This window comes from Herbidospora sakaeratensis, assembly GCF_001570525.1.
In the GTDB taxonomy this organism is placed as follows: Bacteria; Actinomycetota; Actinomycetes; order Streptosporangiales; family Streptosporangiaceae; genus Herbidospora; species Herbidospora sakaeratensis.
Genome location: NZ_BBXC01000011.1, coordinates 365,337 through 388,104, shown reverse-complemented (window position 1 = coordinate 388,104; position 22,768 = coordinate 365,337). Strand labels below are relative to the sequence as shown.

General features: G+C 71.8%; 24 protein-coding genes. 12 read left to right on the top strand and 12 right to left on the bottom strand.

The features are described from left to right. Positions 1–9: 9 nt before the first annotated feature. Complete coding sequence (locus tag AW271_RS17875) at positions 10–441, bottom strand: SRPBCC family protein (RefSeq protein WP_062338159.1); 432 nt, start codon at positions 439–441, stop codon at positions 10–12. Beyond that, the gene (locus tag AW271_RS17870; RefSeq protein ID WP_062338157.1) at positions 438–1,016 is read right to left on the bottom strand and encodes a TetR/AcrR family transcriptional regulator; all 579 of its coding nucleotides are present in this window, start codon (positions 1,014–1,016) and stop codon (positions 438–440) included. Before AW271_RS17870 ends, AW271_RS17875 begins: the two co-directional genes overlap by 4 nt. Positions 1,017–1,114: 98 nt before the next feature. On the opposite strand from AW271_RS17870, the gene AW271_RS17865 reads away from it, so the two are divergent. Beyond that, positions 1,115–2,203 (top strand): winged helix DNA-binding domain-containing protein, encoded by a 1,089-nt coding sequence (locus tag AW271_RS17865; RefSeq protein WP_062338594.1) that lies wholly within the window; start codon positions 1,115–1,117, stop codon positions 2,201–2,203. A 3-nt stretch (positions 2,204–2,206) separates the two neighbouring features. On the opposite strand, the gene AW271_RS17860 is transcribed toward AW271_RS17865, so the two are convergent. Further along, on the bottom strand, positions 2,207–2,911 hold the full coding sequence (locus AW271_RS17860) for a calcium-binding protein (RefSeq protein WP_157554307.1): 705 nt from the start codon (positions 2,909–2,911) through the stop codon (positions 2,207–2,209). 95 nt (positions 2,912–3,006) lie between these two features. Between AW271_RS17860 and AW271_RS17855 the strand changes: the two genes are divergently transcribed. Continuing rightward, on the top strand, positions 3,007–3,768 hold the full coding sequence (locus AW271_RS17855; RefSeq protein WP_062338153.1) for a helix-turn-helix transcriptional regulator: 762 nt from the start codon (positions 3,007–3,009) through the stop codon (positions 3,766–3,768). A 69-nt stretch (positions 3,769–3,837) separates the two neighbouring features. After that, positions 3,838–4,590, top strand: coding sequence for an SDR family NAD(P)-dependent oxidoreductase (locus tag AW271_RS17850; protein ID WP_062338151.1), 753 nt, complete (start codon positions 3,838–3,840; stop codon positions 4,588–4,590). Here the strand turns inward: AW271_RS17850 and AW271_RS40755 are convergent. From AW271_RS40755 to AW271_RS17840, 3 genes are all read right to left on the bottom strand, one after another. Further along, positions 4,476–5,027, bottom strand: a complete 552-nt coding sequence (locus AW271_RS40755) for a flavin reductase family protein (protein WP_169806359.1) — start codon at positions 5,025–5,027, stop codon at positions 4,476–4,478. The genes AW271_RS17850 and AW271_RS40755 overlap by 115 nt on opposite strands. Further along, positions 5,024–6,247: a styrene monooxygenase/indole monooxygenase family protein gene (locus AW271_RS17845; protein ID WP_062338149.1), complete on the bottom strand. Its 1,224-nt coding sequence runs from the start codon at positions 6,245–6,247 to the stop codon at positions 5,024–5,026. Before AW271_RS17845 ends, AW271_RS40755 begins: the two co-directional genes overlap by 4 nt. Positions 6,248–6,348: 101 nt before the next feature. Then, positions 6,349–7,332 (bottom strand): AraC family transcriptional regulator, encoded by a 984-nt coding sequence (locus AW271_RS17840; RefSeq protein WP_245653084.1) that lies wholly within the window; start codon positions 7,330–7,332, stop codon positions 6,349–6,351. Between the two features lie 292 nt (positions 7,333–7,624). Between AW271_RS17840 and AW271_RS17835 the strand changes: the two genes are divergently transcribed. The 4 genes from AW271_RS17835 to AW271_RS43145 all read left to right on the top strand — a co-directional run bounded on the left by AW271_RS17835 (position 7,625) and on the right by AW271_RS43145 (position 9,113). Continuing rightward, positions 7,625–7,948 (top strand): hypothetical protein, encoded by a 324-nt coding sequence (locus tag AW271_RS17835; protein WP_157554305.1) that lies wholly within the window; start codon positions 7,625–7,627, stop codon positions 7,946–7,948. A gap of 169 nt (positions 7,949–8,117) precedes the next feature. Continuing rightward, positions 8,118–8,714 carry a cadmium resistance transporter gene (locus AW271_RS17830; RefSeq protein ID WP_062338143.1) on the top strand — a complete coding sequence of 199 codons (597 nt, stop codon included), beginning with the start codon at positions 8,118–8,120 and terminating at the stop codon, positions 8,712–8,714. A gap of 29 nt (positions 8,715–8,743) precedes the next feature. After that, a complete protein-coding gene (locus tag AW271_RS39770; RefSeq protein ID WP_157554303.1) occupies positions 8,744–8,917 on the top strand; it encodes a hypothetical protein in 174 nt (57 codons plus the stop codon). A 55-nt stretch (positions 8,918–8,972) separates the two neighbouring features. Next, positions 8,973–9,113 (top strand): LuxR C-terminal-related transcriptional regulator, encoded by a 141-nt coding sequence (locus tag AW271_RS43145; protein ID WP_218008097.1) that lies wholly within the window; start codon positions 8,973–8,975, stop codon positions 9,111–9,113. Here the strand turns inward: AW271_RS43145 and AW271_RS17825 are convergent. Continuing rightward, on the bottom strand, positions 9,091–9,714 hold the full coding sequence (locus tag AW271_RS17825; RefSeq protein ID WP_062338141.1) for a hypothetical protein: 624 nt from the start codon (positions 9,712–9,714) through the stop codon (positions 9,091–9,093). The genes AW271_RS43145 and AW271_RS17825 overlap by 23 nt on opposite strands. 32 nt (positions 9,715–9,746) lie before the next feature. Between AW271_RS17825 and AW271_RS17820 the strand changes: the two genes are divergently transcribed. Next, positions 9,747–10,166, top strand: coding sequence for a DUF1877 family protein (locus tag AW271_RS17820; protein WP_062338139.1), 420 nt, complete (start codon positions 9,747–9,749; stop codon positions 10,164–10,166). Here AW271_RS17820 and AW271_RS17815 read toward each other — a convergent pair. Together AW271_RS17815 and AW271_RS17810 are read right to left on the bottom strand one after the other, a co-directional pair. Next, entirely contained in the window at positions 10,094–12,937 is a 2,844-nt protein-coding gene (locus tag AW271_RS17815) for an AfsR/SARP family transcriptional regulator (protein WP_062338137.1), read from the bottom strand. The genes AW271_RS17820 and AW271_RS17815 overlap by 73 nt on opposite strands. Before the next feature lie 50 nt (positions 12,938–12,987). After that, a complete protein-coding gene (locus AW271_RS17810; RefSeq protein WP_062338134.1) occupies positions 12,988–13,512 on the bottom strand; it encodes a TetR/AcrR family transcriptional regulator in 525 nt (174 codons plus the stop codon). Between the two features lie 67 nt (positions 13,513–13,579). On the opposite strand from AW271_RS17810, the gene AW271_RS17805 reads away from it, so the two are divergent. After that, the gene (locus tag AW271_RS17805; RefSeq protein ID WP_062338132.1) at positions 13,580–14,764 is read left to right on the top strand and encodes an FAD-dependent monooxygenase; all 1,185 of its coding nucleotides are present in this window, start codon (positions 13,580–13,582) and stop codon (positions 14,762–14,764) included. Here AW271_RS17805 and AW271_RS17800 read toward each other — a convergent pair. Beyond that, positions 14,761–15,324, bottom strand: coding sequence for a hypothetical protein (locus AW271_RS17800; protein ID WP_062338130.1), 564 nt, complete (start codon positions 15,322–15,324; stop codon positions 14,761–14,763). The two genes, AW271_RS17805 and AW271_RS17800, sit on opposite strands and share 4 nt — an antisense overlap. Before the next feature lie 125 nt (positions 15,325–15,449). Here AW271_RS17800 and AW271_RS17795 point away from each other — a divergent pair, with 125 nt between their 5' ends. Both AW271_RS17795 and AW271_RS17790 read left to right on the top strand, forming a co-directional pair. Next, the gene (locus tag AW271_RS17795) at positions 15,450–15,734 is read left to right on the top strand and encodes a ribbon-helix-helix domain-containing protein (RefSeq protein ID WP_062338128.1); all 285 of its coding nucleotides are present in this window, start codon (positions 15,450–15,452) and stop codon (positions 15,732–15,734) included. Next, a complete protein-coding gene (locus AW271_RS17790) occupies positions 15,731–16,162 on the top strand; it encodes a hypothetical protein (RefSeq protein ID WP_157554301.1) in 432 nt (143 codons plus the stop codon). Before AW271_RS17795 ends, AW271_RS17790 begins: the two co-directional genes overlap by 4 nt. A 44-nt stretch (positions 16,163–16,206) precedes the next feature. On the opposite strand, the gene AW271_RS17785 is transcribed toward AW271_RS17790, so the two are convergent. Beyond that, positions 16,207–18,939 (bottom strand): discoidin domain-containing protein, encoded by a 2,733-nt coding sequence (locus AW271_RS17785; protein ID WP_083976787.1) that lies wholly within the window; start codon positions 18,937–18,939, stop codon positions 16,207–16,209. 334 nt (positions 18,940–19,273) lie between these two features. Here AW271_RS17785 and AW271_RS17780 point away from each other — a divergent pair, with 334 nt between their 5' ends. Beyond that, positions 19,274–21,886, top strand: a complete 2,613-nt coding sequence (locus tag AW271_RS17780; RefSeq protein WP_157554299.1) for a glycoside hydrolase family 3 protein — start codon at positions 19,274–19,276, stop codon at positions 21,884–21,886. 89 nt (positions 21,887–21,975) lie between these two features. Here the strand turns inward: AW271_RS17780 and AW271_RS17775 are convergent, their stop codons facing one another. Then, entirely contained in the window at positions 21,976–22,707 is a 732-nt protein-coding gene (locus AW271_RS17775; protein WP_157554297.1) for a hypothetical protein, read from the bottom strand. Positions 22,708–22,768 lie beyond the last annotated feature (61 nt).

The following is a 22,768-nucleotide window of genomic DNA, read 5'->3' as shown; positions in this document are numbered from 1 at the left end:
GAACCGGTGTCAGGCGGCGAAGCGGCGGGCCAGTTCCCGCCCCCTCGCCGCCTGCACCTTCTTCGCCTGGCCGACCGAGAACCGCAGCAGCCCGAACGGCGCCGACAGCCGGTAGTGGTCGACCACCTGTGTCCCGCCGGGCGCCGCGTCGATGCGGTAGCCGTACGCCACCCGCACGCCGCCCGGGCTGACCACGTCACCCGTGATCGAGCCGTCGCCCAGGCGCAGCACGACCTCGATGACGTTGTCGTGGCGCAGCGGGCCGAAGGCGAACCGCTCGACCGCCGTGAAGCGCACCGCGCCCGGTTCGTGGCGGATGTCGCGGACCTCGACGACCAGCGGCGACAGGCCCACGTGGTTGCCGGGGTCGGCCAGGTGCTCGAAGACCCGCTCGGGGGCGGCGGGCAGGGTGGTCGTGGTGCTGAACTCGACGCTCTTCACGCGATGTCCTCTGTGTTCGGGGGGAGCAGCCGGTCGAGGACGGCGTCGAGGTCGACGGCGTCCGGGCCGAGGAGCAGGCAGTCGGTCCGCATGCCCTCGACGGCCTGCGCCAGGATCGTGGCGGCGGCCGTGGGGTCGGGGGCGCCCGCGCGGCCGAACTGCTCGCCGAGCAGGCCGTGCAGGATCTCGCGCTGGGCGCGGTAGTGGGCGGCGAAGCCCTGATCGGTCGCGGCCCGCGACACGAACGCCCTGGCCACGCTCGCCTCGGCGGCGCGGTCGTCGTCGAGCGGGAGCAGCTCCGTCACGATCGCCGCCAGCGCCTGGCGCGCGGAGCGCGGGCCCTCGGCCGACCGGGCTCTCAGCCGGTCGGCGCAGCGGCGGCAGTGGTGGTCGAGCGCGAACAGCAGCAGGTCGTCCTTGGTGGCGAAGTGGTGCTGCAGCGCGCCGGTCGTCACCCCGGCCTCGGCGGCGATCTCCCGCATGCCCGGGAAGGTGCCGTGGCCGCGGTTCAGCAACCGGCCCACCGCGTCGGCGACGGCGTTGCGGCGCGCGTCCGGTACCCATCGTTCTCGCATGTCCCACCTCCATTACGACTGTAATGTAACAGTGGTCCAGCTTGTCCGAGAAGAGGACACTTTCTGGCCGCTATTGCTGAGATCGTGGGCGTATGCCGATGACCGTTCTGGACAACCGGGCCCTCAACCGCGCCACCCTCGCCCGGCAGCTGCTGCTCGACCGGGCCGATCTGCCGGTCCTCGACGCCGTCGCGCACCTGTGCGGGATGCAGGCGCAGGAGCCGCAGGAGCCGTTCATCGGGCTCTGGTCGCGGCTGCGCGGCTTCGACCCGGCGGCGCTCTCCGGCCTGCTGGTCGGCCGGGACGTCGTGCGCACCCATCTCATGCGCCGGACCGTCCACCTGGTCACGGCCGACGACGTCGTGGCCTGGCGGGCCCGGCACGACGCCATGCTGCGCCAGCGGGTGCTCGGCGTCTACCGGCGCGACCTGGCCGACGTCGACCTCGACGAGCTCGCGGCGGCCGGCCGGGCCCTGATGGCCGACGGCGAGCCGCGCACGATGGGCGAGCTGGCCCGGACGATGGCCGAGCGGTGGCCGCTGCCCGAACCCCGGCCGCTGGGCGAGATGCTGGTCTCCGCCCTGATCCCGATGGCGCAGCTGCCGCCGCGCGGGGTGTGGCGGGCCAAGGCGGGGGTGCGCAACGTGCCGATCTCGACGTGGCTGGGCCGGGAGCTCGACCCGCCCGCGCCGAACGGCTGCGATCCGGTCGGCGAGACGCTGGTGCGGCGCTACCTGGCCGCCTACGGGCCCGCCGCCACGGCCGACCTGCGCTCCTGGTGCGGGCTGGCCGGGCTGCCGGCCGCGGTCGCCGCGGTACGCGGGGAGCTGGTCTCCTTCCGCGACGAGCGGGGCCGCGAGCTGCTCGACCTGCCCGACGCGCCGCGCCCCGACCCCGGCACCCCCGCGCCGGTGCGGTTCCTGCCCGCCTTCGACAACGCGCTCCTCGGGTACGACGACCGCACCCGGATCGTCGACGACGCCCACCGGGGCGTGTCGATCGCGGGCACCCGGGTCGTCCTGGTCGACGGCCGGGTCTCCGCCACCTGGACGGTGAGGGACGGCACGGTGGTCGTCGAGCCGCTGCGCGACCTCTCCCGGGCCGACCGCGACGCGGTGGCCGAGGAGGGGGAGGCGCTCGCGTCGTTCCTCTCCGACGGCGAGAAGGCCGCCGTCGAGATCGCCTGACGGCTACTCGCAGCGGGTGGTGGTGTCGGCGCCCGGGCCGCCGTTGCAGGAGTCGGCGCCCGCGCCGCCGTTCAGTTCGTCGGCGCCGGTGCCCCCGTTGAGCTCGTCGGCGTCGGCGTCGCCGCTGCCGCCGTTGAGCTCGTCGGGGCCCGCGCCGCCGCTCAGGTCGTCGCTGCCCGTGCCGCCCTGGAGCTCGTCGGCCCCGACGCCGCCGCGCAGCTCGTCCTCGCCCGCCTCGCCGCGCAGGGAGTCGTCGCCGCCGTTGCCCCGGAGGGTGTCGTCGCCCTTGCCGCCGCGCAGGTCGTCGGCGTTCCCGCTGCCGCGCAGCTCGTCGTCGCCGTCGCCGCCGAGGACGACCACCCGCTGCCCCTGCGGCAGCACGTTCACCACGACGACGTCGTCGCCGTCGCCGAGCACGACCTTGATCTTCCTGGCGAGCGCGGTCACCACGGTGGTCGGGCTCTCCGCCGTGCAGCCCTTGATCGTGCCGGCTTCGTCCTCCAGCCGGAGGATCCCGTTGTCCTGGGTGATGGTGAGGTCGTTGGCGACGCCGGGCTCCGCCGTGTAAGTGAGCTGTCCGCCGGTTCCCTCGGCGCAGGTCCCGGCGGTGACCGCGGCGGCCGTGGCGGCGGCGGGGGTCGCGAGGACGGGCACGACCGACAACGTGGCCGCCGCTAAGAGGACCGATCTTCTGAGGCTGATTGTCATGGCTTCACGCTAGGAAAACGGGGGTCCGCGAGCTGCGGAGCAGTCCCTAGAGACGGGGAGGGGCAGCCCTCCTGCGCGGATGCCTACCATGACATATGGCCCGCCGCGAGCAGCTCAGCGATTTCCTGCGCACCCGCCGGGCCCGGCTCACCCCCGCCGACGTCGGCATGGCGGTGGCCGGCCGCCGCCGGACGCCGGGCCTGCGCCGCGAGGAGGTCGCCGTGCTGGCCGGGGTCGGCGTGTCCTGGTACACCTGGCTGGAGCAGGGCCGCGACATCAACGTCTCGGCCGAGGTCCTCGACGCGATCGGCTGTGCGCTGCGCCTGACCGAGCCCGAGCGCGCCCACGTCTACCTGCTGGCCGGCCTCAACCCGCCCCGCGCCGGGGCGGCCCGCGCCGCCGAGGTCACCCCCGGGTTGCGCCGCCTGCTCGACACCTGGACGCCGCCCGCCATGCTGCGCGACCGCTACTGGAACCTGGTCGCCGTCAACGACGCGGCGCAGCGCACCTTCCGCTACGGCGACACCGACCACAACTGCCTGGTCGCGTTCTTCACCAACGCCCGCTACCGGGCCATGCACGTCGAGTGGGAGTCGGTCGCGCCGGCCGTCGTGGCCGCCTACCGCGCCGACGCCGCGCACGCCCCCGACGACCCCGGGTTCGCTCGGGTGGTCGCCGACCTGAGCGCGGTGAGCCCGGAGTTCGCCGAGCTCTGGGGCCGCCACGACGTGGGGCCGCCGGTCCAGGCGATCAAGGCGATCCGGCACCCCGAAGCGGGCGACCTGTTCTTCGACATGACGACCCTCGTGGTGGCCGACCACCCGTCGTGGTACCTGGAGCTCTACACCCCCCGCTGAGGGTGGTGGCGCCACACCCATGATCACTGCGCACTGTCGCCCCCGCGCGCCCGTCGGCACGCTGGACGCATGACCCACACGTTCCACGACAAGATCGCGCTCGTCACCGGCGGCACCAGCGGCATCGGCCTGGCCACGGCCGGGAGGCTGCTGGCCGGCGGCGCCCACGTGGTCGTCACCGGCCGGGACCAGACCCGGCTCGACGCCGCCGTCGATCACCTGGCGGCCGGCGACCGCGTCCTGCCCGTGCTCGGCGACGTCACCCGCCTGCCCGACCTCGACCGGCTGGCGGCCGTGATCGGGAGCCGGTTCGGGCGGCTGGACGTCGTCTTCGCCAACGCCGGCACCGCCCTGTTCCAGCCGCTCGGCGAGGTCACCGAGGCCGGCTTCGACCACGTCATGACGACCAACGTCAAAGGCGTCTTCTTCACGATCCAGAAGACCCTCCCTCTGCTGGCCGAGGGCGCGTCGATCGTGGTCAACGCCTCCTGGGCGCTGCACCGCGGCCTGTCCGGCGCGGCCCTGTACGCCGCCTCGAAGGCCGCCGTCCACAACCTGACCCGCACCCTCGCGGCCGAGCTGGGCCCGAGGGGCGTGCGCGTCAACTCGGTGAGCCCCGGCTACATCGAGACCCCGATGTTCCACGAGCACATCTCCGCCGAGGCCGCCGCCGTCGCGCTGGCCTCGGTGGCCTCGGGCCGGCTCGGCTACCCGGACGACGTGGCCGACGCGGTCGCCTTCCTCGCCTCCGCCGCCGCGTCGTACGTCAACGGCCAGGACCTGGTCGTCGACGGCGGCCTGGTCGCCGCGATCTCCCGGTAACGGCCCGAGTGGAAGACGAGCGGCTCCCCTTCGGCGCGCTGGTAGTGCTCCACCGCCCCGACGAAGATGTGGTGGTCGCCGCCGTCGTGCACGCGTTCGGTCCGGCAGACGAAGGCGGCCAGCGTCCCGGCCAGGATCGGCAGGGGAGAACCGAGCAGGTCGACCCCGGCGAACTTGTCGGCCGAAGGGGTGGCGAACCGCCGCGACAGGTGGTCCTGGTCGGCGGCCAGCACGTTGACGGCGAACCGGCCGGCCTTCAGGAAGACCGGCGCGCTGGGCGCCCGGTTCGACAGGCACCAGAGCACCAGCGGCGGATCGAGCGAGACCGAGGTGAAGGAGTTGACGGTCACCCCGGCCCGCTCGCCCTCGCCGGTCGCCGTGGTGATCACCGCCACCCCGGTGGCGAACTGCCCGAGGGCCTCACGGAGCGATCTCATGCCGCGACCCTCCCCAGGTAGGCGCCGGCGCTGTCGGCGTCCATGAACCACTCGGCGTAGTCGGACGGGTCGTCGAAGCCGTTGACGAACCGGTGGGCGACCTCGGGGTGCTGCTGGGCCGCGCCCAGCAGGGCGAGGTGGTGGGGTTCGGCCGGGGCCAGCAGGGCGTTGGTCCAGGCGGTGACGTGCTTGGCCTGCGTCCAGAAGCCCTCGAAGGTGGCCCGCATCCAGTCGGCGTCGAACGGCTTGCCGCCCCGCTCGACGATGGCCTTCAGGTAGGCGGCGGCGCACTTGGCGGCGTTGTTGCTGCCCTGCCCGGTGATCGGGTCGTTCAGCACCACGACGTCGGCGACGCCGAGGATCGGCGCGCCCGAGGGCAACACGGCGACGGGGTGGCGGACCGTCGGGGCGAAGCGGCCGGTCAGGACGGCGTTGTCGTCGGTGAGCTCGACCGCGCCGCAGCGCTCGGCCTCCCACGGGAAGAAGGTCTCCAGGATCCGGCGGCCGCGCGCCAGGTGCTCGGCGGGGGTGCGCACGTCGCCCCAGCAGTCCATGGGACCGCCGGGCACGCCCTCGAAGACCATGATCTCGCAGGGGCCGGTGTGGGTGAGGGCGGGGAAGACGAAGTACTCGCCCACGCCCGGGAGCAGGTTGAAGCAGACCGCCGAGTGGTCGGGGCGGGGGGTCAGGCCGTTGACGTAGGTGACCGCGAGGGCGCGCTGCGGCGCGGCGTACGGGGAGCGGGCCGGGTCGCGCTCGAAGAGCGAGGCGATCTGCCCCTTCCCGGCGGCGACGAGGACGAGGTCGTAGCGGGCGGCGTAACTCTCCAGGTCCTCGGGGGTGGCGTCGTGGATCACGAGCTTGCCGCCGAGCCGTTCGAACTCGCCCAGCCAGACGGGCATCTTCACCCGCTGGTCGACCGAGCGGGCCGGGACGTCGAGGCGTCCGGCCCAGTCGAGTAACTTGCCGCCCTCCGGGCTCGGGACGGTGAGCGCGATGCCCTCGATGGGCGGGCAGTCGTCGGCCCACCGGTCGAGGCCGAGTTCGCGCTCGTGGCCGAGCGCGGTGCCGAACATGCACTGGCCGGACATGACCCGCCCGTCGCGGATGTCCTCGGGGGTGCGGTTGGAGATCACGGTGACGTCGTAGCCCTGCTTGAGCAGGCCGATGGCCAGGTGGAGACCGGCCTGACCGGCGCCGACGACAAGAATGTCCCGCATGGTGGTGTGTCCCTTCGATGTCAGGAGTGGAGTTGCGATCGGCGCCTGACAAGAACGGTACGTTCGGCCCGCCGGGCCGGGCCATCCGCTGAGCGCGGATGTCATCCACCTGACGCGGGCCCTCTCCGCAGCGTCTCCGACGGCGGCAGCCCATAACGTTCGCGGTACTGGGCGGCGAACCGTCCCTGGTGCAGGAAGCCCCACCGCGCGGCCACCGTGGTGACCGTGGCCCGCGCCGGGTCGGCGGCCTTGAGCTCCTCGTGCACCTTCGCCATCCGCACCCGCCGCAGGTAGGCCATCGGGGTCAGCCCGAGGTGGGCGCGGAACCCCTCCTGGAGGGATCGCCCGCTCACCGCGACCGCGCCCGCGATGTCGGCGGTGGTCAGCGGCAGGTGCGCGTGCCCGTCGACGAACTCCATCGCCCGGCGCACCACCTTCGGCAGCGCGGCCTGCCGGGGCGCGGTCAGCCGCTCGCGGTAGTTGGACGGCTGCATCGTCAGCAACAGGCTGACCAGCGCGTTCTCCAGATGGGCGATGGCCAGCGGATGGCCGGTCAGCCCGTCGTCGCGTTCGCCCTCCCTGACCAGCAGGTCGGCCATGTCCCGCCACGACCGGGTCCAGCCGGTCGTCAGGTCCATGCCGAGGTCGAAGACGAGCGGGTCGGCGACCGGCTCGCCGAGCAGCTGCTCCAGCGAGCGCTCGACGGAGGCGCGCTCGAACTTGATGACCAGCTGGGGGCAGCCGGCCGCCCAGCGCATGTCGAGGTGGCGGGTCGGCGAGGGCAGCGCGGCCAGCGCGGGGGTCGAGACGATCTCCCGGTCGCCGGCGCGGATCAGGCTCCGCCCGGCGAGCGGGATCATGACGAGGAAGAAGGTGCCGAGCTCGCCCGGCTCGATGTGCACGTCGCCCCCGTAGTCGAGGTAGCTGACGCGGACCGAGCCGAGCTGGACCGAGTTGAACCGGGCCGACAGCAGGTTCGCATGCTCGGCCAGGTCCAGCCGGTGGGGGCAGAACACCTTGGCGACCTCGCCGCGAACCTCGTCGAGGTCGGAGCTGGCGAAGACGGCACGATTGCTGAGGAGCACACCAGATGATCGGTCCTCTCCGGCGTGTCGTTCCATGGAAAAGGACGCACAGCTGGCGTCCCATTTCCGGCAGGATGGGCAGCCGTGAGCATTGTCGGCCCCGTTTCGCCGGGCACGGTGGCTGTGGCGGTCTTTCGCTAGGAAGCCTCGAAGCTTCCTCCCGTACGACGCTGTGCGATCGTCGGCGGCAGGCTGCGATGGGACGGGCACGGCAGACCTGGAGACTTCGGTGAAGCGACGGAGGTGGGCAGTCCTCGTACTGCATGCCCTGGCGCTTCTGGTGTACCTCGTCATGCCCGACGTGTTCGTGTCCTCCGCGAGTGCGGCGGTTTTCCCTTCCGCCGGCATCCATGCGGAGCAGGCGGTCAGTTCTGATCTGGCTCGCGATGACTCCGAGCAGCCGGTGGTCTGTTCTGACGAGGTGGCCATGCCGCCGCGAGGCTGGGCGGCCATGCCTCCTGCGTCCGCTGATCAGGACGGCCGTTGGCTGTTCTGCCTGTCGGACGTCACCCGGTCGGGCCTGGGCGCTGGGCAGGGTGGTCGGCTGATGGTGATGGGCGGCGTCTTGGCCGGGCTGCGGCCTTCTCTGTCCGCCTTGCAGGTTCTTCGACGGTGACGCGCTCGCCGTGCCGTCCGGCCGGGTGGCACGTCCGCCGCGTACCGACTGTCTGAAGCGCTTGAAGGTTGATCATGCATTCACGTTCCGAGTTCCGCCGTGCCCGGCACAAGGGCACCTGCGGCTGTTCCTCCGACTCTGCCCGCAACGCCTGGAGGGTGGGGCGGTCGTGAACGTCGGCGTCATTCCCCAGGCGGTGGGCCTGTTCGCCGTCACCAACATCGACGACATCATGATTCTGGCCCTGTTCTTCGCCCAGGGGGCCGGGCACAAGGGGGCGACGCGCAGCATCGCGACCGGCCAATACCTGGGCTTCGCCGCCATCTTGGGTGCGGCGGTGGCGGCTGCGTTCGGGGCGACGTTCCTGCCGGATGCCGCGATTCCCTACCTCGGTCTGCTGCCTCTCGCGCTGGGCGTGAAGGCGGGCGTCCAGGCTTGGCGGCACCGCGACGATCCGGAGGAGGACAGGGACAAGCGGCGGGGCCGGCCGAAGGTCTTGGAGGTGGCCGCTGTCACCTTCGCCAACGGCGGCGACAACATCGGCGTCTACGTCCCGGTCTTCGCCACGGCCGGGCTGGGCGGCATGAGCGTCTACGTGATCGTGTTCTTGATCCTGCTGGCGGTGTGGATCGCCGCCGGTTGGTTCTTCGCCACCCGCCCGGTCATCGCCAGGGCGCTGAGCCGGTGGGGCCACATCCTGTTGCCGGTGGTCCTGATCGGCATCGGTGTGGTCATCCTCGTGGAAGGCGGCGCGTTCGGCCTGTGAGCCGGGCGCGTCGACGAACAGGAACGACCATGAAGAGGAAGCGTGGCCCGTGGCTCACCCTGTTGCTGCGCCTGCCGGTCTGGCTGCTGGCCTGGCTGCATCGCCATGGTCTAAGCGGGCTGGCCGGTCAGCGGTTCCTGCCGCTGGCCACGGTCGGCCGCCGTACAGGGAGTCGTCGAAGTCACGTGATGCCACTGAAGTAGCAAAGATCCGCGTCGTTGCGTTCCAGCCCCCACCCTCACCCCGCAGGAGCAGACCATCGCCCGGCCGGCCCGGGGCGGCGCGAACACGGTCGACTACCACCTGCGCAAGATCTTCCGGAAACTCGGCGTCACCTCCCGCAGGCAGCTCGCCAAGGCCCTCGACGAGCGGGCGGTCACGACCCCGGCGGAGTGGTGAACTCGTCGGCCCACTGGAGCACGCGGTGGGCGCCCGCCCGTTCCGCCGTCTCCCGCGCCTCGGCGATCAGGTCGGCCGCGTCGCCGTCGCGGCCCTCGTCGCGCGCCAGGTAGGCCAGCCCGACCAGGTTCGCCGCCACCCCCGGCAGGAACCCGAGCTCACGGCGCAGCCGGGTCGACTCCTCCAGCAGTTCCCGGGCCTCCGGGGTGCCCTTCGAGGCGAAGGCCAGATGCCGCAGTGTGTACGCCAGCGTCTCGCGGTCGCCCGCCCCGGTCGCCAGGTCGCGGGCGCGCTCGAAGAAGGGCCGGGCCACGTCGTCCTCGCCCGCCACGACCTGGTGGTAGATGCCGACCCAGAACAGCGCCTCGGCCTCGCCCCGGGTGTCGCCGAGGGAGTTGTAGAGGTCGACGGCCCGCTCGAACGCGGTGACGTCGCCGTCGCCCTCGCCGGAGAGGTAGCGGGCGTGGGTGATCCGCCCGCGGGCCAGCATGAGATCGGCCTCCAGGCTGTCGAGCGCCAGGTCGGCCATGTCGAGGGCGCCCTCGGTCCCGATGAAGACGGCCTGCTCGTACAGTGTCTTGGCGTTCTCGATACGTCCCATCCGCCGACCCTACGCCCGGGAGCCCGAACCGCATGGGAATCACGTGCCAGTACCTCAACGTGCGGCCGGAGGAGATCGACCCCCTCCTCACGCACCCCCAGCGGCTCGACGAGCTGATGGAGGACGTCGAACGCGGCCTCGACGTCGACAAGGCGTGGGACGGGCTGGCCGCCCTCCTGAAGGACCTGCCGGTCGACGTCGTCTTCGGCGGCACGCCCCTGGAGACCGGCCACGAGTTCCCCTACGGCCCGCCGCGTTACCTGTCGCCCGAGCAGGTGGCCGTCGCCGCCGAGTCGCTCCCGGGCGTGCTGCGCTACGACGGCGCGGCGATGACCGGCGTCTACCCGGGCGTCGACGACGAGGACTACTACCGCCGCCACTACGCCGGGCTCTGGGACTTCTTCACCGCCTGCGCCAAGAACGGCGACGCCGTGGTGGTCGTGCTCGTGTGACGCCGCAGCCGGTCGAGGGTGAAGCGGTGGAGGTCTCCCACCGGTTCCCCGGGCGGCGTGCCCGCCGCGCGGGCCCGGAGTTCGCGCAGGCGGTCGGCGTCGGCGCCGTACAGGGGCGTGGCGCCCTTCTGGGCGGCGACGGCGTCGAGCACGGCCAGCGCCGAGGCGAGGTCGCCGCGCTGGGCCAGCAGGAACGCCGCGCCCCGGATCGTGGCCCACTGCTGGAGCCGGTTCCCGTGGTGTTCCCAGTGGGTGATGACCTCGACGTAGAGGTCGACGGCCGCGTCCGGGTCGCCGTGGCGGGCGGTCACCGACGCCAGCGAGGTCAGCGCGACGCCCTCGCAGTAGCGGTCGCCCGTGGCGACGGCCTGTGACCTGGCCTCGGCGAGCAGCCTCCCGGCCCGGCCGGGGTCGGTGTCGAGGAGTGACTCGCCCAGGACGTACAGGGCCCAGCCCCTGACCACCGGAGACCGGCACGTGTCGAGCATCGCGGTGGCGTCGGCGACCGCCTGTTCCGGACGGCCGCCGTAGGCGGACACCAGCACCAGCGAGGCGCGGACGTAACCGGCCCGCAGTTCGTCGTCGGCCGTCTCGGCCCAGCGCAGCACGTCGAGGCCGAGCCGCCGCGCCTCGTCGAGGTCGCCGCTCAGCAGGGCCAGTTCGGCCCGCACGAACACGGCGAACCGGCGGAACGGGTCGTCGGGGCCGAGCAGCCGCAGCGACAACCGGGCCAGCCGCTTGGCCTCCTCGTAGTCGCTGCGGAACCGGGCGCAGCCCGCGGCCACCCCCAGCGCGAGGGCGGCGAGGGGTTCGTCGTCGGCGTGGCCGGTCTCCGACCAGCGGCGGGCCGCCGCCTTGGCCCAGTCTTCGAGCTCGGCCGGCATGCGCAGCTCGGCCCAGTCGGCCAGTTCGCCGATCAGCCACAGGTCGAGCGTCAGGTCGTGGTCGAGCGCCCACAGGTGCGCGGCGCGGATGTCGCCGAACCGCCGGTCGACCTCGGCCACCCACGCGCCGTCGATGCGCTCGGCCCCGCGCCGCACCAGTTCCAGCAGGTCCCGCGCGTGCGCCTGCCGGAGGCCGGCTTCCTCGCCGCTCTCGGCGAGCCGCTCGCGCGCGAACGCGCGCAGGGTCTCCAGCATCGTGTACGCCGTCACGTCGCCCCCCGCGACCGCCACCACCATCGACCGGTCGACCAGGTCGCCGATCCGGTCGAGCGCGGCCACCGGGTCGAGCCCGCAGACCCGGGCCGCGTCGTGGGCGGTGAACACGCCCGGGAAGACCGAGAGCCGGGCGAACAACCGCCGGTCGTCGTCGTCGAGGAGGCGGTAGGACCAGTCGATCACCGCGTCGAGCGTGCGATGGCGGTCGGCCGCCTGTCGGTAGGAGGTGCGCAGCAGGCCGCCCGACGCCAGGATCTCGGCCGGGCTCATCACCCGCAGCCGCCCGGCCGCCAGTTCGATGGCCAGCGGGATCCCGTCGAGACGGCGGCACAACTCCTCGGCCGCGTCGCCCGCGACGTCGACCCCGGGCGCGAGCGCCGCCGCCCGCAGCCGGAACAGCTCGACCGCCTCCGCGCCGAGCGGCGGCACCGGCACGATCTGCTCGACCGGCAGCCCGAGCGGCAGGCGCGAGGTGGCCAGGATCCGCACCGCCGGGCACGCCGCCGCGATGGCCTGGGCGGCCGCGGCGGCCGACTCGACGACGTGCTCGCAGTTGTCCAGCACGAGCAGCGTGTCGCGGGAGCGCAGGTAGTCGACCAGCCGGTCGAGCGGCGCCGATCCGTCGACCAGGTGCACGCCGAGCGTGGTCAGCATCGCCCCGGCGACCTCGGCCCCCGTCGGCAACGACGACAGGTCGACCAGCGCGCCGCCCTCCGACGCCTCCGCCGCGAGCCGCGTCTTGCCGACCCCGCCCGGCCCGGTCAGCGTCACGACCCGGGCCCGGCCCAGCCGGTCGCGCAGGTCGGCGAGCAGGTGGTCGCGCCCGACCAGTGACGTGGCCGGTGGTTCGGCGGGCTCGCGGGGGTGCAGCGCGGGGTCGTGGCGCAGGATGCGGGTCTCCAGGTCGCGCAGCGCCTGCTGCGGTTCCAGGCCGAGTTCCTCGTCGAGCATGGTCCGGTACGCCCGGTAGGCGGCCAGCGCCTCGACCTGCCGTCCGAGCCGATAGAGGGCGAGCATGAGCTGACCCCGGGACCGTTCCCGCATCGGCGACTCGGCGATCACCGTGTCGAGCGTGGCCAGCGCGTCTTCCGGCCGGTTCAGCCGCAGCGCGGCCTCGGCGCGGTCCTCCCGGGCCGACGACCGCAACTCGGTCAGCCGGGCGACCTCGGCCATCGCGAAGTCCTCGTGGGCGTATTCGGCGTACGCGCCGCCCCGCCAGAGCGCCAGCCCTTCGTCGAGCAGCGCGAGCGCCTCGCGCGGACGGGTCGCGAGCAGGCCGCGCCCGCGTTCGGCCAGGTCTTCGAAGGCGGTGACGTCGAACCAGGCGGGGTCGACGACGAGGGCGTAGCCGGGGTGGCGGGTGTGCAGCACGTCGTCGAGGCCGGCCGCGCGCAGTTGCGAGCGCAGCCGGGACACGACCGTCTGGAGCGCCGCGTCGGCCCGCGCGGGCGGGACGCCCTGCCAGACGACGTCGGCGAGGGTGTCGGCGGCGACCACGCCGGGGGAGCGCACGAGCAGCGCGGCCAGCAGCCGCCGGGGGTTGCCCGACCGGGTCAGCGCCTCGGCGCCGGGCACGTCCAGCGGCCCCAGGGCCCTGATGCGAAGTGTCACGACGGCTCCCGGCGCTGAATCTTCCGGAAGGAACTATAAGTCGGGGATGTTCACCCGCGCAGCGCCATAATCGCGGCCGCCACGGCGGCCTGCCTGACCTGCTCGTACGGCTCCCGGGGGAACATCACCACGGTGTCGGAGAGCCCGCCGACGGCGACCGTGGCGCGGATCCGCGCGCCGAGCTCCGGCGCGCCGCCCATCAGGATCGTGGTGAGCCCTTCGCGGAAGGCCAGCATGCGGGCGATCAGGTCGAGCTCGTGCAGCACGGAGAGGTCGGACAGGATCATCACCAGCGTGTCGCGCCGCCGCCAGGCCAGGTCGAAGTAGGCCCCCAGCAGCTCCTCGGCCGTGGCTCCGGCCTGCTCGGCCAGGAACGCCTCCAGCTCCTCGAACATCGGCGTGACGATCGTGCGCAGCAGGTCGTCGCGGGAGGAGAAGTGGTAGTAGAGCGCCGGTTTGGTGATCCCGAGCCGGTCGGCGATGTGCTGCAGGCTGGTGTCGCGCACCCCCTTCTCCAGGAAGAGCTCCCGGGCGGTGGCCAGGATGCGGTCGCGGGTGTCGGTCGGCCTCCCCATGGAACTCACAGTGGCTTACCATCCGTTAAGTCAGCAACTTACCTACTGTTAAGTAAGGAGCTTTCCGATGCGAATCCTGATCTCCGGCGCGAGCGTGGCGGGCCCGCTCGCCGCCTACTGGCTCGCCCGCCGAGGCCATGCCGTCACCGTCGTCGAGAAGCACCCCGCGCTGCGCAAGGCCGGCGGGCACGCGGTCGACCTGTTCCGCCCCGCACTGGAGATCGCCCGCCGCATGGGCGTACACGACCAGATCAGGGATCGCCGCACCGGCGTCGAACTGCTCTCGTTCCGCCGCCCCGGCGACGCGCGCCCGGCCGAGATCCGCATCGGCGCCCTGATGGCGAAGTCGGCCGGCGACCACGTCGAGATCATGCGCGACGACCTCAGCGAGATCCTCTACGAAGCGGGCCGCGACCACGTCGAATACCTCTTCGGCGACTCGATCGTGTCCGTCGACGACCGGCTGGTGACCTTCGAGCAGGGCCCGCCGCGCGAGTTCGACCTCGTCATCGGCGCCGACGGCCTCCACTCGAACGTGCGGCGGCTGACCTTCGGCCCCGAGTCCGCCTACTCGGCCTGGATCGGCGCCTACCTCGCGGTGCTGACGCTGACCGACCATCACGGCACACCCGGCCGGGTCGACGGGATCGTCGCGGTGAACCGGATGGCGGCGATCTACCACCACCACGAGAACGTGCGCGGCCTGTTCATGTTCCGCACCTCCGCCCCGCTCGACTACCACCACCGCGACGCGGCCAGGCAGAAGACCCTGCTCAAGGAGCACTTCGCCGACCTCGGCGGCGAGGCGGCCCAGCTGCTCGACCGCCTCGACGACACCCCCGCGTTCTACTTCGACTCGGTGACCCAGTTACGCATGGACACCTGGTCGAAGGGCCGCGTCACCCTGGTCGGCGACGCCGGCTACTGCCCCGGCCCGGCCGTCGGCGGCAGCACCAGCCTGGCCATGGTCGGCGCCTACGTCATGGCCGGCGAACTGGCGCGATTCCCCGACCACAACCACGCCTTCGCCTCCTACGAGCACGAGCTGGCCGGCTACGTACGGAGAAGCAGGGCCTTCGCGATCGGCGCGGCCAAACGGCTGGTGCCCGGCACCGACCGGGCCCTGCGCAATCTCGTGTACGGGATGCGGGTCCTCAACCGCCTGCCCGCTCCGGCCGTCAGGCTGCTGACGGCGTCGAGCGTGGGCCTGCGGGTGCACACCTCGTTCCGGCTCCCGGACTACCCCGGCTAGAGCCGGCGGCACTGGTCCTCCTTGTTGCCGCCGGCCTTGTTGCCGCCGCCCGTCGGCCGGGGCGAGTTCTCCTTGCACTGGAGGTTGCCCTTCATGGTGTTGCCCTTGATCTGCGCGCCGCCCCGGTTCCCGACGACCTGGATCGACCCGCCGACCCGGTTGGAGTTCACCCTCAGGTAGCGCTTGTTGGCGTCGAGCTGGATGTCGGAGTCGATCCGCGACGAGGTGACGGTCGCCGCGCCGCCCTGCTTGACCTGCACGCTGCCCTTGACGTGAGACCCGGCGAGCACGCTGACGGCCTTGGCGTTCTCGCCCTGGACGTTGCCCTCGACCCGGATCCCCCGGGCGACCAGCGTGGCCCCCCGCTCGACCTTGAGCGTGCCCTTGATCTTCGTGCCGGCCAGCGTGCACGTGGCCCCCGAGGGCACCCGCAGGTTGTCGACCGTGACGGCCCGCAGCGTCCCTCGGCACGCCCGCTCCTCGGCACTGGCCGGCGCGGCGACCCCGGCCCCCAGCAGCACACCCAGCACGACCCCGCCCAGCAGAACGTTCTTCCTCATCGGAACCCCTCCCGTAGGGGCGGGCGACGCGCCCGCCTGAGAAGAGCTTCGAAGCCGGGCGTGAGCACTCCATGAGCCGCCGATGAGCGCCTTCTCATGGAGCCGGAGAGCGGTAGGATAAAAGTATGACCGAAGGCAAGAAAAAGATCAGCCTGACGCTCGACCGCGATCTGGCCGCCTTCGCCGACCGTCTCGTCGAGAGTGGGTTCGCCCCCTCGGTGTCGGCGGTCGTGACGGCCGCGATGGAGTCGCTGCACGCCCGTGACCTCGCCGCCCGGGCCGCCTGGCAGGCCAAACTCGACGAGGCCGACGCCGACCCCGCCGTGGGCGCGCGCGTCGAAAGGATGAGGGCGCACATCGCCCGGCAGCTCAGAGACAAGGGACTCGCCGCTCCCGGTGGTGCCACGTGAGTCACGTCCCCACGCCCATGATCCTCGACACCGGCACGATCGAGGAGATGGCCCGTGGAGACGTCGGGCTGATCAAGCTCCTGCAGGGCTACGACGCGATCGGTCAGCCTCTGGTCGTCCCGGTGCTCGCGATGGCCGGCGTCGCGAGCGCCTTACCCGGTGACGCCGACGCCCAGGCCCTTCTCGGGGGCCTCGCCCGGCTCACCCATGTCATGGTCGCGTCCCTCAACGGCGTCGACCAGGCGGTCATGCTCGCGAAGGTCATGAACAAAACCGGCCTCGCGCCGTGGGACGCCCACGTGGCGGCGATCGCGGACGCGAGCGTCTGCCCGATCCTCACGGTCTCCGCCGCCAAATGGGAGGGCCCGTCGGCGGCCCTCGACAACCCCCTCCACATCATCGAGATCGCCGACCCTGACGAGGAATGAGAAGGCCCGGCGCGGTCCGCGCCGGGCCTTCCTGGTTCAGCCGCCTACTGGGCGGGCGTGAACGTGTAGGTCGTGCCCTTCGCCGCGTTGACGCGCAGGGTGGACTTCCCGGCGCCGACGTTGCTCGCCGTGCCGTCGTCGGCCGTGACGTCGACCTTCGTGCCGAACCAGGGGTTCTTGACCTCGAACACCCCGCCCTGCTCGCTCTTCACGGTGACGTACTCCACCGCGTCCCCGGTCCGGGACGCGCTCACGACCAGGCCGCCCTTCTCACGCAGGTTGTGGAACGCCCCGCTCTTGCCGGCCGGCCACACCGGGAAGACCGTGACCAGGCCGTCCCAGCTCTGCAGCAGCAGGTTGTTCAGCGCCTCGATCGCACCGGCCTTCTCCAGGCCGTGGTTGCCGTCGGAGATGCGCAGGTTGGCCACCGCGTGCTGGTTGATCTGCTGCTTGAGGCGGTCGATGATCGTCTGGCCGGGGTAGCCGACCCGGGCGGCCTGGGTGAAGACCTTCGGGAAGCTGTTGTCCTGGCCCCACGAGTTCATCGCGTTGATCGTGTCGATGGCGGTCTGCCGCTCCGCGGCGGGGGAGCCGATGCCGATCTGTCCGCCCGGGTGGACGAACTCCAGGTTGACCGTGTTGTCGCCGGGGCGGATCGCCCGGTTGTCGCTGATGGTGCCGGGCTCGCCGAGGGCGTAGACCGTCTTGCCCTGGTAGGTCGTCGTGGGGATCGGGGGCAGGTTGCGCAACATCTTGCCCCACACCCAGCGGTGGCCGGCGTCGAGGCCGAGCCGGGTGCTGGTCTCCTCCAGCGTGGTCAGCAGCAGCTTCAGCATGCCGAGGTCGGCGCTGGGGTTCTTGGCCCAGGTGATCTCGTGCGGGCCGCCCCAGAACGACAGGGCGCCGGTGGCCGGGTCCTCCTCGACCCAGTTCTCGAAGAACGCGGCGACGTCCTTCATGAAGGGGTAGCCGGTCTCGCGCAGCCACTGCTCGTCGCGGGTGTACTGCCAGTACTCGATGTGCTGGGTCACCGTGAACAGGGCGTTGGCCACCTGGTTGTGGTAGTTGTCGTCGCTCGTGGTGCCGAACGGGCTGATGCCCACGGGGAACAGCACGCCGCTCTGCACGCCGCCGCTCGGGAAACGGGCGTCGACGTAGTCGGGCTTCACCCGGCGCAGGTCCTCGGCGGCGCGGCGGCGGGCCTCCGGCACGAAGGCGTCGACCGCGTCGAAGTAGGGCAGCGCCAGCTCCGGCCGGTTGGAGCTGTAGACGCCGTAGTAGTTGGCCTGCCAGTTGTAGTTGAGGTGGAAGTCGCCGCCCCACTGCGGGAAGTCGGTGGTGGCCCAGATGCCGTACAGGCCCGAAGCGGTCTTGCCCTCGCGCAGCGAGCTGCCGAGGAAGTACAGCGAGCTGTAGTAGAAGCGCTCCAGCACGTCGTCGTCGAGGTCGACGTAGGAGCGCAGCCAGTAGTTCTTCCACCAGTCGAGGTGAGCGGCGTAGAGGTCGTCGACCGACGCGGCGGTCTGGGCCCCCGCCAGGGCGATCGCGGCCGGGCCCGGGTCGGCCGGGTTGACGCCGCCGCCCGCGACGGCCGTCACGACGTCGACGGTCTGGCCGGGGGCCAGCTCGAAGTCGACGCGGCCGTTCGAGACCGCCGGGTTCCCGCCGATCACCCGGGTGGCCAGCGACGCCCGGGAGACGCCCCGGCTGCTCGCGGGGGTCTGGCGGGTGGCCCACAGGGTGTCGCCCTGGACGCCGGAGGTCTGCACCATGCCGCCACGCGCGTCGGGGGTGCCGACGACGGTCTGGGCGCGCAGCCGGACCGGCCGGTCGCCCCGGGAGGTGATGGAGGTGACGACCACGTTGCTGTCGGCGCCGGTGAAGGTCTTCATCGTCACGGGCACGCCGCCGAGCTGCATGGACGTGTCGACGTCGCCCTTGAGGACGTTCTGCTCCTCCAGGAAGTCGCCGGTCGGCTGGGTGGGGCCCTCGGCGTCGTACAGCTCGAAGGTGCCGACGCGGGCACGCGGGTTGTTGATCGAGTCGCCGGTGGTGCCCTGGGTCGGCTCGGTCAGGTTCAGGCGCAGATAGCGCGCGGTCACCGGGGCGAACGTGCGGTCGGTCGTGGCCGCCGTGTTGCCGGTGACGGTGTCGATCGTGGTCCAGGTCTGGCCGTCGGTGCTGGCTTCGAGCGTCCAGTTCTTGCCGTTGTTGGCGGCCTCGCCGGGGCGGGCGGCCTGGTCGTGCCTGAGGATGTAGCGGCGGAAGGTCTTCGCCGAGCCCAGGTCGAGGCGCAGCCACTGCGGCTTGCCCACGTTGGAGACCCAGCCCTCGTAACCGGAGCCCCAGGCGCCCGAGACCGCGCGCGACGGCGGGAACGACGGATGGTTGCTGGACGCCGTCGCGGTCGAGCCCAGCGCCAGGTTCGTGGCGGTGATCGTGGTGTCGGCCTGGATCGTCACGTTGCCGAGCGCCACCAGGGAGGGGCTGCCGGCGGACGTCCAGAAGTCGCCCTTGGAGATGTAGAAGGTCTTGCTCCCCTGGCTGCCGCCGGAGGTCACGCCGATGTCGCCGTTGCCGAGGAGGGCCGTGTCGGGCATGGTGCGGTTGACCGCGCCGGAGTAGTTCTGGGTCGTCCAGCGGCCCTTGACCGCGCCGACGAGCTGCTGGATCTCGGCCCACTGCTGGTCGGCGGTCGGGACCGCCGCCTCGGCGGGGAGCGCCGTCAGGAGGGAAGCGGCCACGGCCGCCGCCAGGATGCCTCGGGTTGTTCTCATGGGGGGTGCCTTTCTGCCCCTGCCTGAGCAGGCAAAAGACCTCTACCGGCCGCGCCTGGACCGGTCGAGATAACGTTATCTCAAAACCATAGAGTGTTTCCCGCAGGTTTCTGAAGACGTTCGTCCATAACGGCTTCATCACGCGTCCCAGTGGTCGAAACTTATGCCGATGTCAGCCCGACCTGCAGGAGAACGCTCTCCCAATGACTTAATTCATAACGTGGGAATTCCGCGATCAAGGCGATGTGCTGCGACTTCTCTCTGAGAGAGCGCTCTTGTGAACATATTGACTCGGTCCAGTAACACGGTCAGGATTTCGCGTGTGCAGCCCTCCATGCGAAAGAGACGCTTCGCCGTCCTCAGTGGTTTGTCCCTGCTGTTAAGCGCCGTCGTCGCCTCACCGGGGCCCGCGACGGCCGCCGAACCCCCGGTCGCCGGTCCGCCCGCCCTCGAGAACGGGTGCGCGAAGATCGAGGAAACCCTCCCGACCTACAGCGACTGGCCGAAGGTCGAGAGCAAGATCGAGAAAGACCCGGCCATCGAGCGCAAGGTCGCCCGGCTCGTCGCCGACATGACCCTGGCCGAGAAGGTCGGCCAGATGACCCAGCCCGAGATCAACGCGATCACCCCGGCCGAGGTCAAGCAGTACTTCATCGGGTCGGTCCTCAACGGCGGCGGCTCCTGGCCCGGGGGGAACAAGCACGCCCCGGCCGGCAGCTGGCTCGACCTCGCCGACGCCTTCTACGACGCCTCCGTGACGACCCGCACCAAGGTCCCGGTGATCTGGGGCATCGACGCCGTCCACGGCAACAACAACGTCTTCGGCGCGACGCTCTTCCCGCACAACATCGGCCTGGGCGCCGCCGCCGACCCCTGCCTCATCCGCAAGATCAGCGAGGCCACGGCCGAGCAGCTCCGCGTGACGGGCCAGGACTGGGCCTTCGCGCCCACCCTCGCCGTCGTCCGCGACGACCGCTGGGGCCGCACCTACGAGGGGTACGCCGAAGACCCCAACCTCGCCCGCGCCTACGGCTACGAAGCCGTCCAGGGGCTGCAGGACTCCAGCTGGCGCCGGATGGGCAACCGCGGCGTCATCGCCACCGCCAAGCACTTCATCGGCGACGGCGGCACCCGCCTCGGCGCCGACCAGGGCGTCAACCCCTCGTCCGAAGCCGAGATGATCAACGTCCACGGCCAGGGCTACTACGGCGCGCTCGCGGCCGGCGCCCAGTCGGTCATGGTGTCGTTCAACAGCTGGACCAACGAGGACCTCGGGATCAACGAGGGCAAGCTGCACGGCAGCAAGAAGGCCATCACCGACATCCTCAAGGGCAAGATGGGCTTCGACGGCCTGGTCGTGTCCGACTGGAACGGCATCGGCCAGGTGGCCGGCTGCACCAACGCCAGCTGCGCCCAGGCGATCAACGCCGGCATGGACATCGTGATGGTGCCCAACGAGTGGAAGGCGTTCATCGCCAACACCATCGCCCAGGTCGAGTCGGGCGAGATCGCCATGTCCCGCATCGACGACGCCGTCACCCGCATCCTGCGCGTCAAGTACCGCGCCGGCATCTTCGACGGCCGCCGCCCCTCCGACCGCGTGCTGGCCGGCGACGAGTCGCGCCTCCAGGCCACGAAGCTGGCCCGCGAGGCCGTGCGCAAGTCGCAGGTGCTGCTGAAGAACAACGGCGGCGTGCTGCCGCTGGCCAAGAACGCGAAGGTGCTGGTCGTCGGCAAGAGCGCCGACAACCTGCAGAACCAGACCGGCGGCTGGTCGCTGACCTGGCAGGGCACCGGCAACACCAACGCCGACTTCCCCAACGGCACGACCATCCTCGCCGGCCTCCGCCAGGCCCTCGGCACGGCCAACGTGACCTTCAGCGAGACCGCCGACGGGGTCGACCCGGCGCAGTTCGACGCCGTGGTCGCCGTGCTCGGCGAGACCCCCTACGCCGAAGGCGTCGGCGACCTGACCAGGCGCACCCTCGAAGCGGCCAAGCTCTACCCCGGCGACCTGGCCGTCCTCGACAAGGTGGCCGGCAAGGGCGCCCCCGTCGTGACCGTCTACGTCACCGGCCGTCCCCTGTACGTCAACAAGGAGCTCAACCGCTCCGACGCCTTCGTCGCGGCCTGGCTCCCCGGCACCGAGGGCGGCGGCGTCGCCGACGTGCTGGTCGGGCGGCACGACTTCACCGGCAAGCTCTCCTACTCCTGGCCCAAGAGCGCCTGCCAGTCGCCGCTCAACCCCGGCGACCCCGGCTACGACCCGCTGTTCCCGGCCGGATACGGCCTCTCGAACGGCCAGACCGGCGACGTCGGCACCCTCGACGAGAGCTCCCACGAGTTCCCCTCGTGCACCTCGACGGGCGGCGGCGGCACGGCCACCGAAGACCTGGAGGTCTTCGTCCGGACCGACGTCGCGCCGTACCGCAGCTTCATCGGCTCCCCCGAGAACTGGGGCGGCACCGAGATCGGCCCCGACGGCGCCGCCGCCCACGCCAACATCAACACGGTGCCCGCCGACGTCAACGTCCAGGGCGACGCGCTGAAGACCACCTGGGCCGGCACCGGCCCCGGCCAGATCTACTACCAGAACCCGGCGGGCGGCTCCGACCTGCGCGGATACCTGAACGCCGACGCCGCGCTGGTCTTCGACACCATCGTCCACTCGGCCCCCGCGGCCCGGACGGTGATCAGCGCCCACTGCGTCTACCCGTGCTTCGCCGAGGTGGTCGCGACCAACCTGTTCACCGGCCTGGCCGGCGACGGCAAGTCGACCGTGAAGATCCCGGTGTCCTGCTTCGCGAACGGCCTCGACTTCGAGAACGTGAACACGCCCTTCCTGGTCTACACGGAAGGGGCGTTCTCGGCGTCGTTCGCCAACGTGCGCTGGGTCCCGCAGGCGGCCGACGACCCTGACGCGCTGGCCTGCTCCGACCTGTCGTAGAACCCCGAGCCGGGCCGTCACCGCGACCGGCCCGGCTCTTCTTTTTCGTTACGGCTCCCGCCCACCCTGAGACGCCACGACCGCTCCGCTCACCGGGGCAGGAGACGGCGGCGCAGCGCCAGCCCGCCCAGCGCGGCGGCGAACACCGTCGCCCCGACGAGCACGATGACCCGCCCATCGGGCCCCGCCGCCCCGCCGCCACCGGTAGCGACCCCGCCTTCTGGGGTCTCCAGGCCGGTCTCCTCGTCGACCGGCTCGTCGTCGACGGGTTCGTCGGTGACGGTCTCGGTGACCGTCGCGGCCGGCGTGGGGGTGTCGCTCGCGCCTGACTCGGCGACGACCAGGTCGTAGGTGGTGAGAGCGTCGGAGTTCTGCGGCTCGCAGTCGATCAGCCGCTCCTGCGGTGTCGTGCCGAAGGTGATGTCGCCGGGCCGCACGGTCCCGGTCCCGGCCGTGCTCGGCGTCGAGCGCACCGCCGTGGCGGTCGTCGGCAGGGTGATCGTGTTCCCGGCGGTCACCGGCCCGACCACGTCGCCCACCCCGGTGCCCGAGGTGAGGTTCGACGGGAAGCCGCTGATCGAGACGTAGGCGTACATCTTCGCGTCGGCGGGCAGATCCGCGGTGGCCTGGATCGCCGTCGAGTCGGCGTAGGTGGCCCGGTGGGTGATGGAGAACTGCTCACCGGGGCGCGCGGTGGCGGGCATGGTGAGCTCGACCTTGATCCGCACCGTCTGCGCGGTCCCGTCCTTGGGCGTGCACGAGTATTCGACGACGTCGGTCGCCGCATGAGCCGGCGGGCAGAGCGCCACAAATCCGATCAAGCCGATTGACGCGTATAAAGCCCGTCGAATGCGCACCGCAACTCCTCGTTCCACGAAGGCG

Coding starts and splice junctions, on each gene's coding strand:
- AW271_RS17870 (WP_062338157.1), bottom strand. CDS start 1,016: ATGCGAGAACGATGGGTACCGGACGCGCGCCGCAACGCCGTCGCCGAC.
- AW271_RS17865 (WP_062338594.1), top strand. CDS start 1,115: ATGACCGTTCTGGACAACCGGGCCCTCAACCGCGCCACCCTCGCCCGG.
- AW271_RS17860 (WP_157554307.1), bottom strand. CDS start 2,911: ATGACAATCAGCCTCAGAAGATCGGTCCTCTTAGCGGCGGCCACGTTG.
- AW271_RS17855 (WP_062338153.1), top strand. CDS start 3,007: ATGGCCCGCCGCGAGCAGCTCAGCGATTTCCTGCGCACCCGCCGGGCC.
- AW271_RS17850 (WP_062338151.1), top strand. CDS start 3,838: ATGACCCACACGTTCCACGACAAGATCGCGCTCGTCACCGGCGGCACC.
- AW271_RS40755 (WP_169806359.1), bottom strand. CDS start 5,027: ATGAGATCGCTCCGTGAGGCCCTCGGGCAGTTCGCCACCGGGGTGGCG.
- AW271_RS17845 (WP_062338149.1), bottom strand. CDS start 6,247: ATGCGGGACATTCTTGTCGTCGGCGCCGGTCAGGCCGGTCTCCACCTG.
- AW271_RS17835 (WP_157554305.1), top strand. CDS start 7,625: ATGCCCGACGTGTTCGTGTCCTCCGCGAGTGCGGCGGTTTTCCCTTCC.
- AW271_RS39770 (WP_157554303.1), top strand. CDS start 8,744: ATGAAGAGGAAGCGTGGCCCGTGGCTCACCCTGTTGCTGCGCCTGCCG.
- AW271_RS17825 (WP_062338141.1), bottom strand. CDS start 9,714: ATGGGACGTATCGAGAACGCCAAGACACTGTACGAGCAGGCCGTCTTC.
- AW271_RS17820 (WP_062338139.1), top strand. CDS start 9,747: ATGGGAATCACGTGCCAGTACCTCAACGTGCGGCCGGAGGAGATCGAC.
- AW271_RS17810 (WP_062338134.1), bottom strand. CDS start 13,512: ATGGGGAGGCCGACCGACACCCGCGACCGCATCCTGGCCACCGCCCGG.
- AW271_RS17805 (WP_062338132.1), top strand. CDS start 13,580: ATGCGAATCCTGATCTCCGGCGCGAGCGTGGCGGGCCCGCTCGCCGCC.
- AW271_RS17800 (WP_062338130.1), bottom strand. CDS start 15,324: ATGAGGAAGAACGTTCTGCTGGGCGGGGTCGTGCTGGGTGTGCTGCTG.
- AW271_RS17795 (WP_062338128.1), top strand. CDS start 15,450: ATGACCGAAGGCAAGAAAAAGATCAGCCTGACGCTCGACCGCGATCTG.
- AW271_RS17785 (WP_083976787.1), bottom strand. CDS start 18,939: ATGAGAACAACCCGAGGCATCCTGGCGGCGGCCGTGGCCGCTTCCCTC.
- AW271_RS17780 (WP_157554299.1), top strand. CDS start 19,274: ATGCGAAAGAGACGCTTCGCCGTCCTCAGTGGTTTGTCCCTGCTGTTA.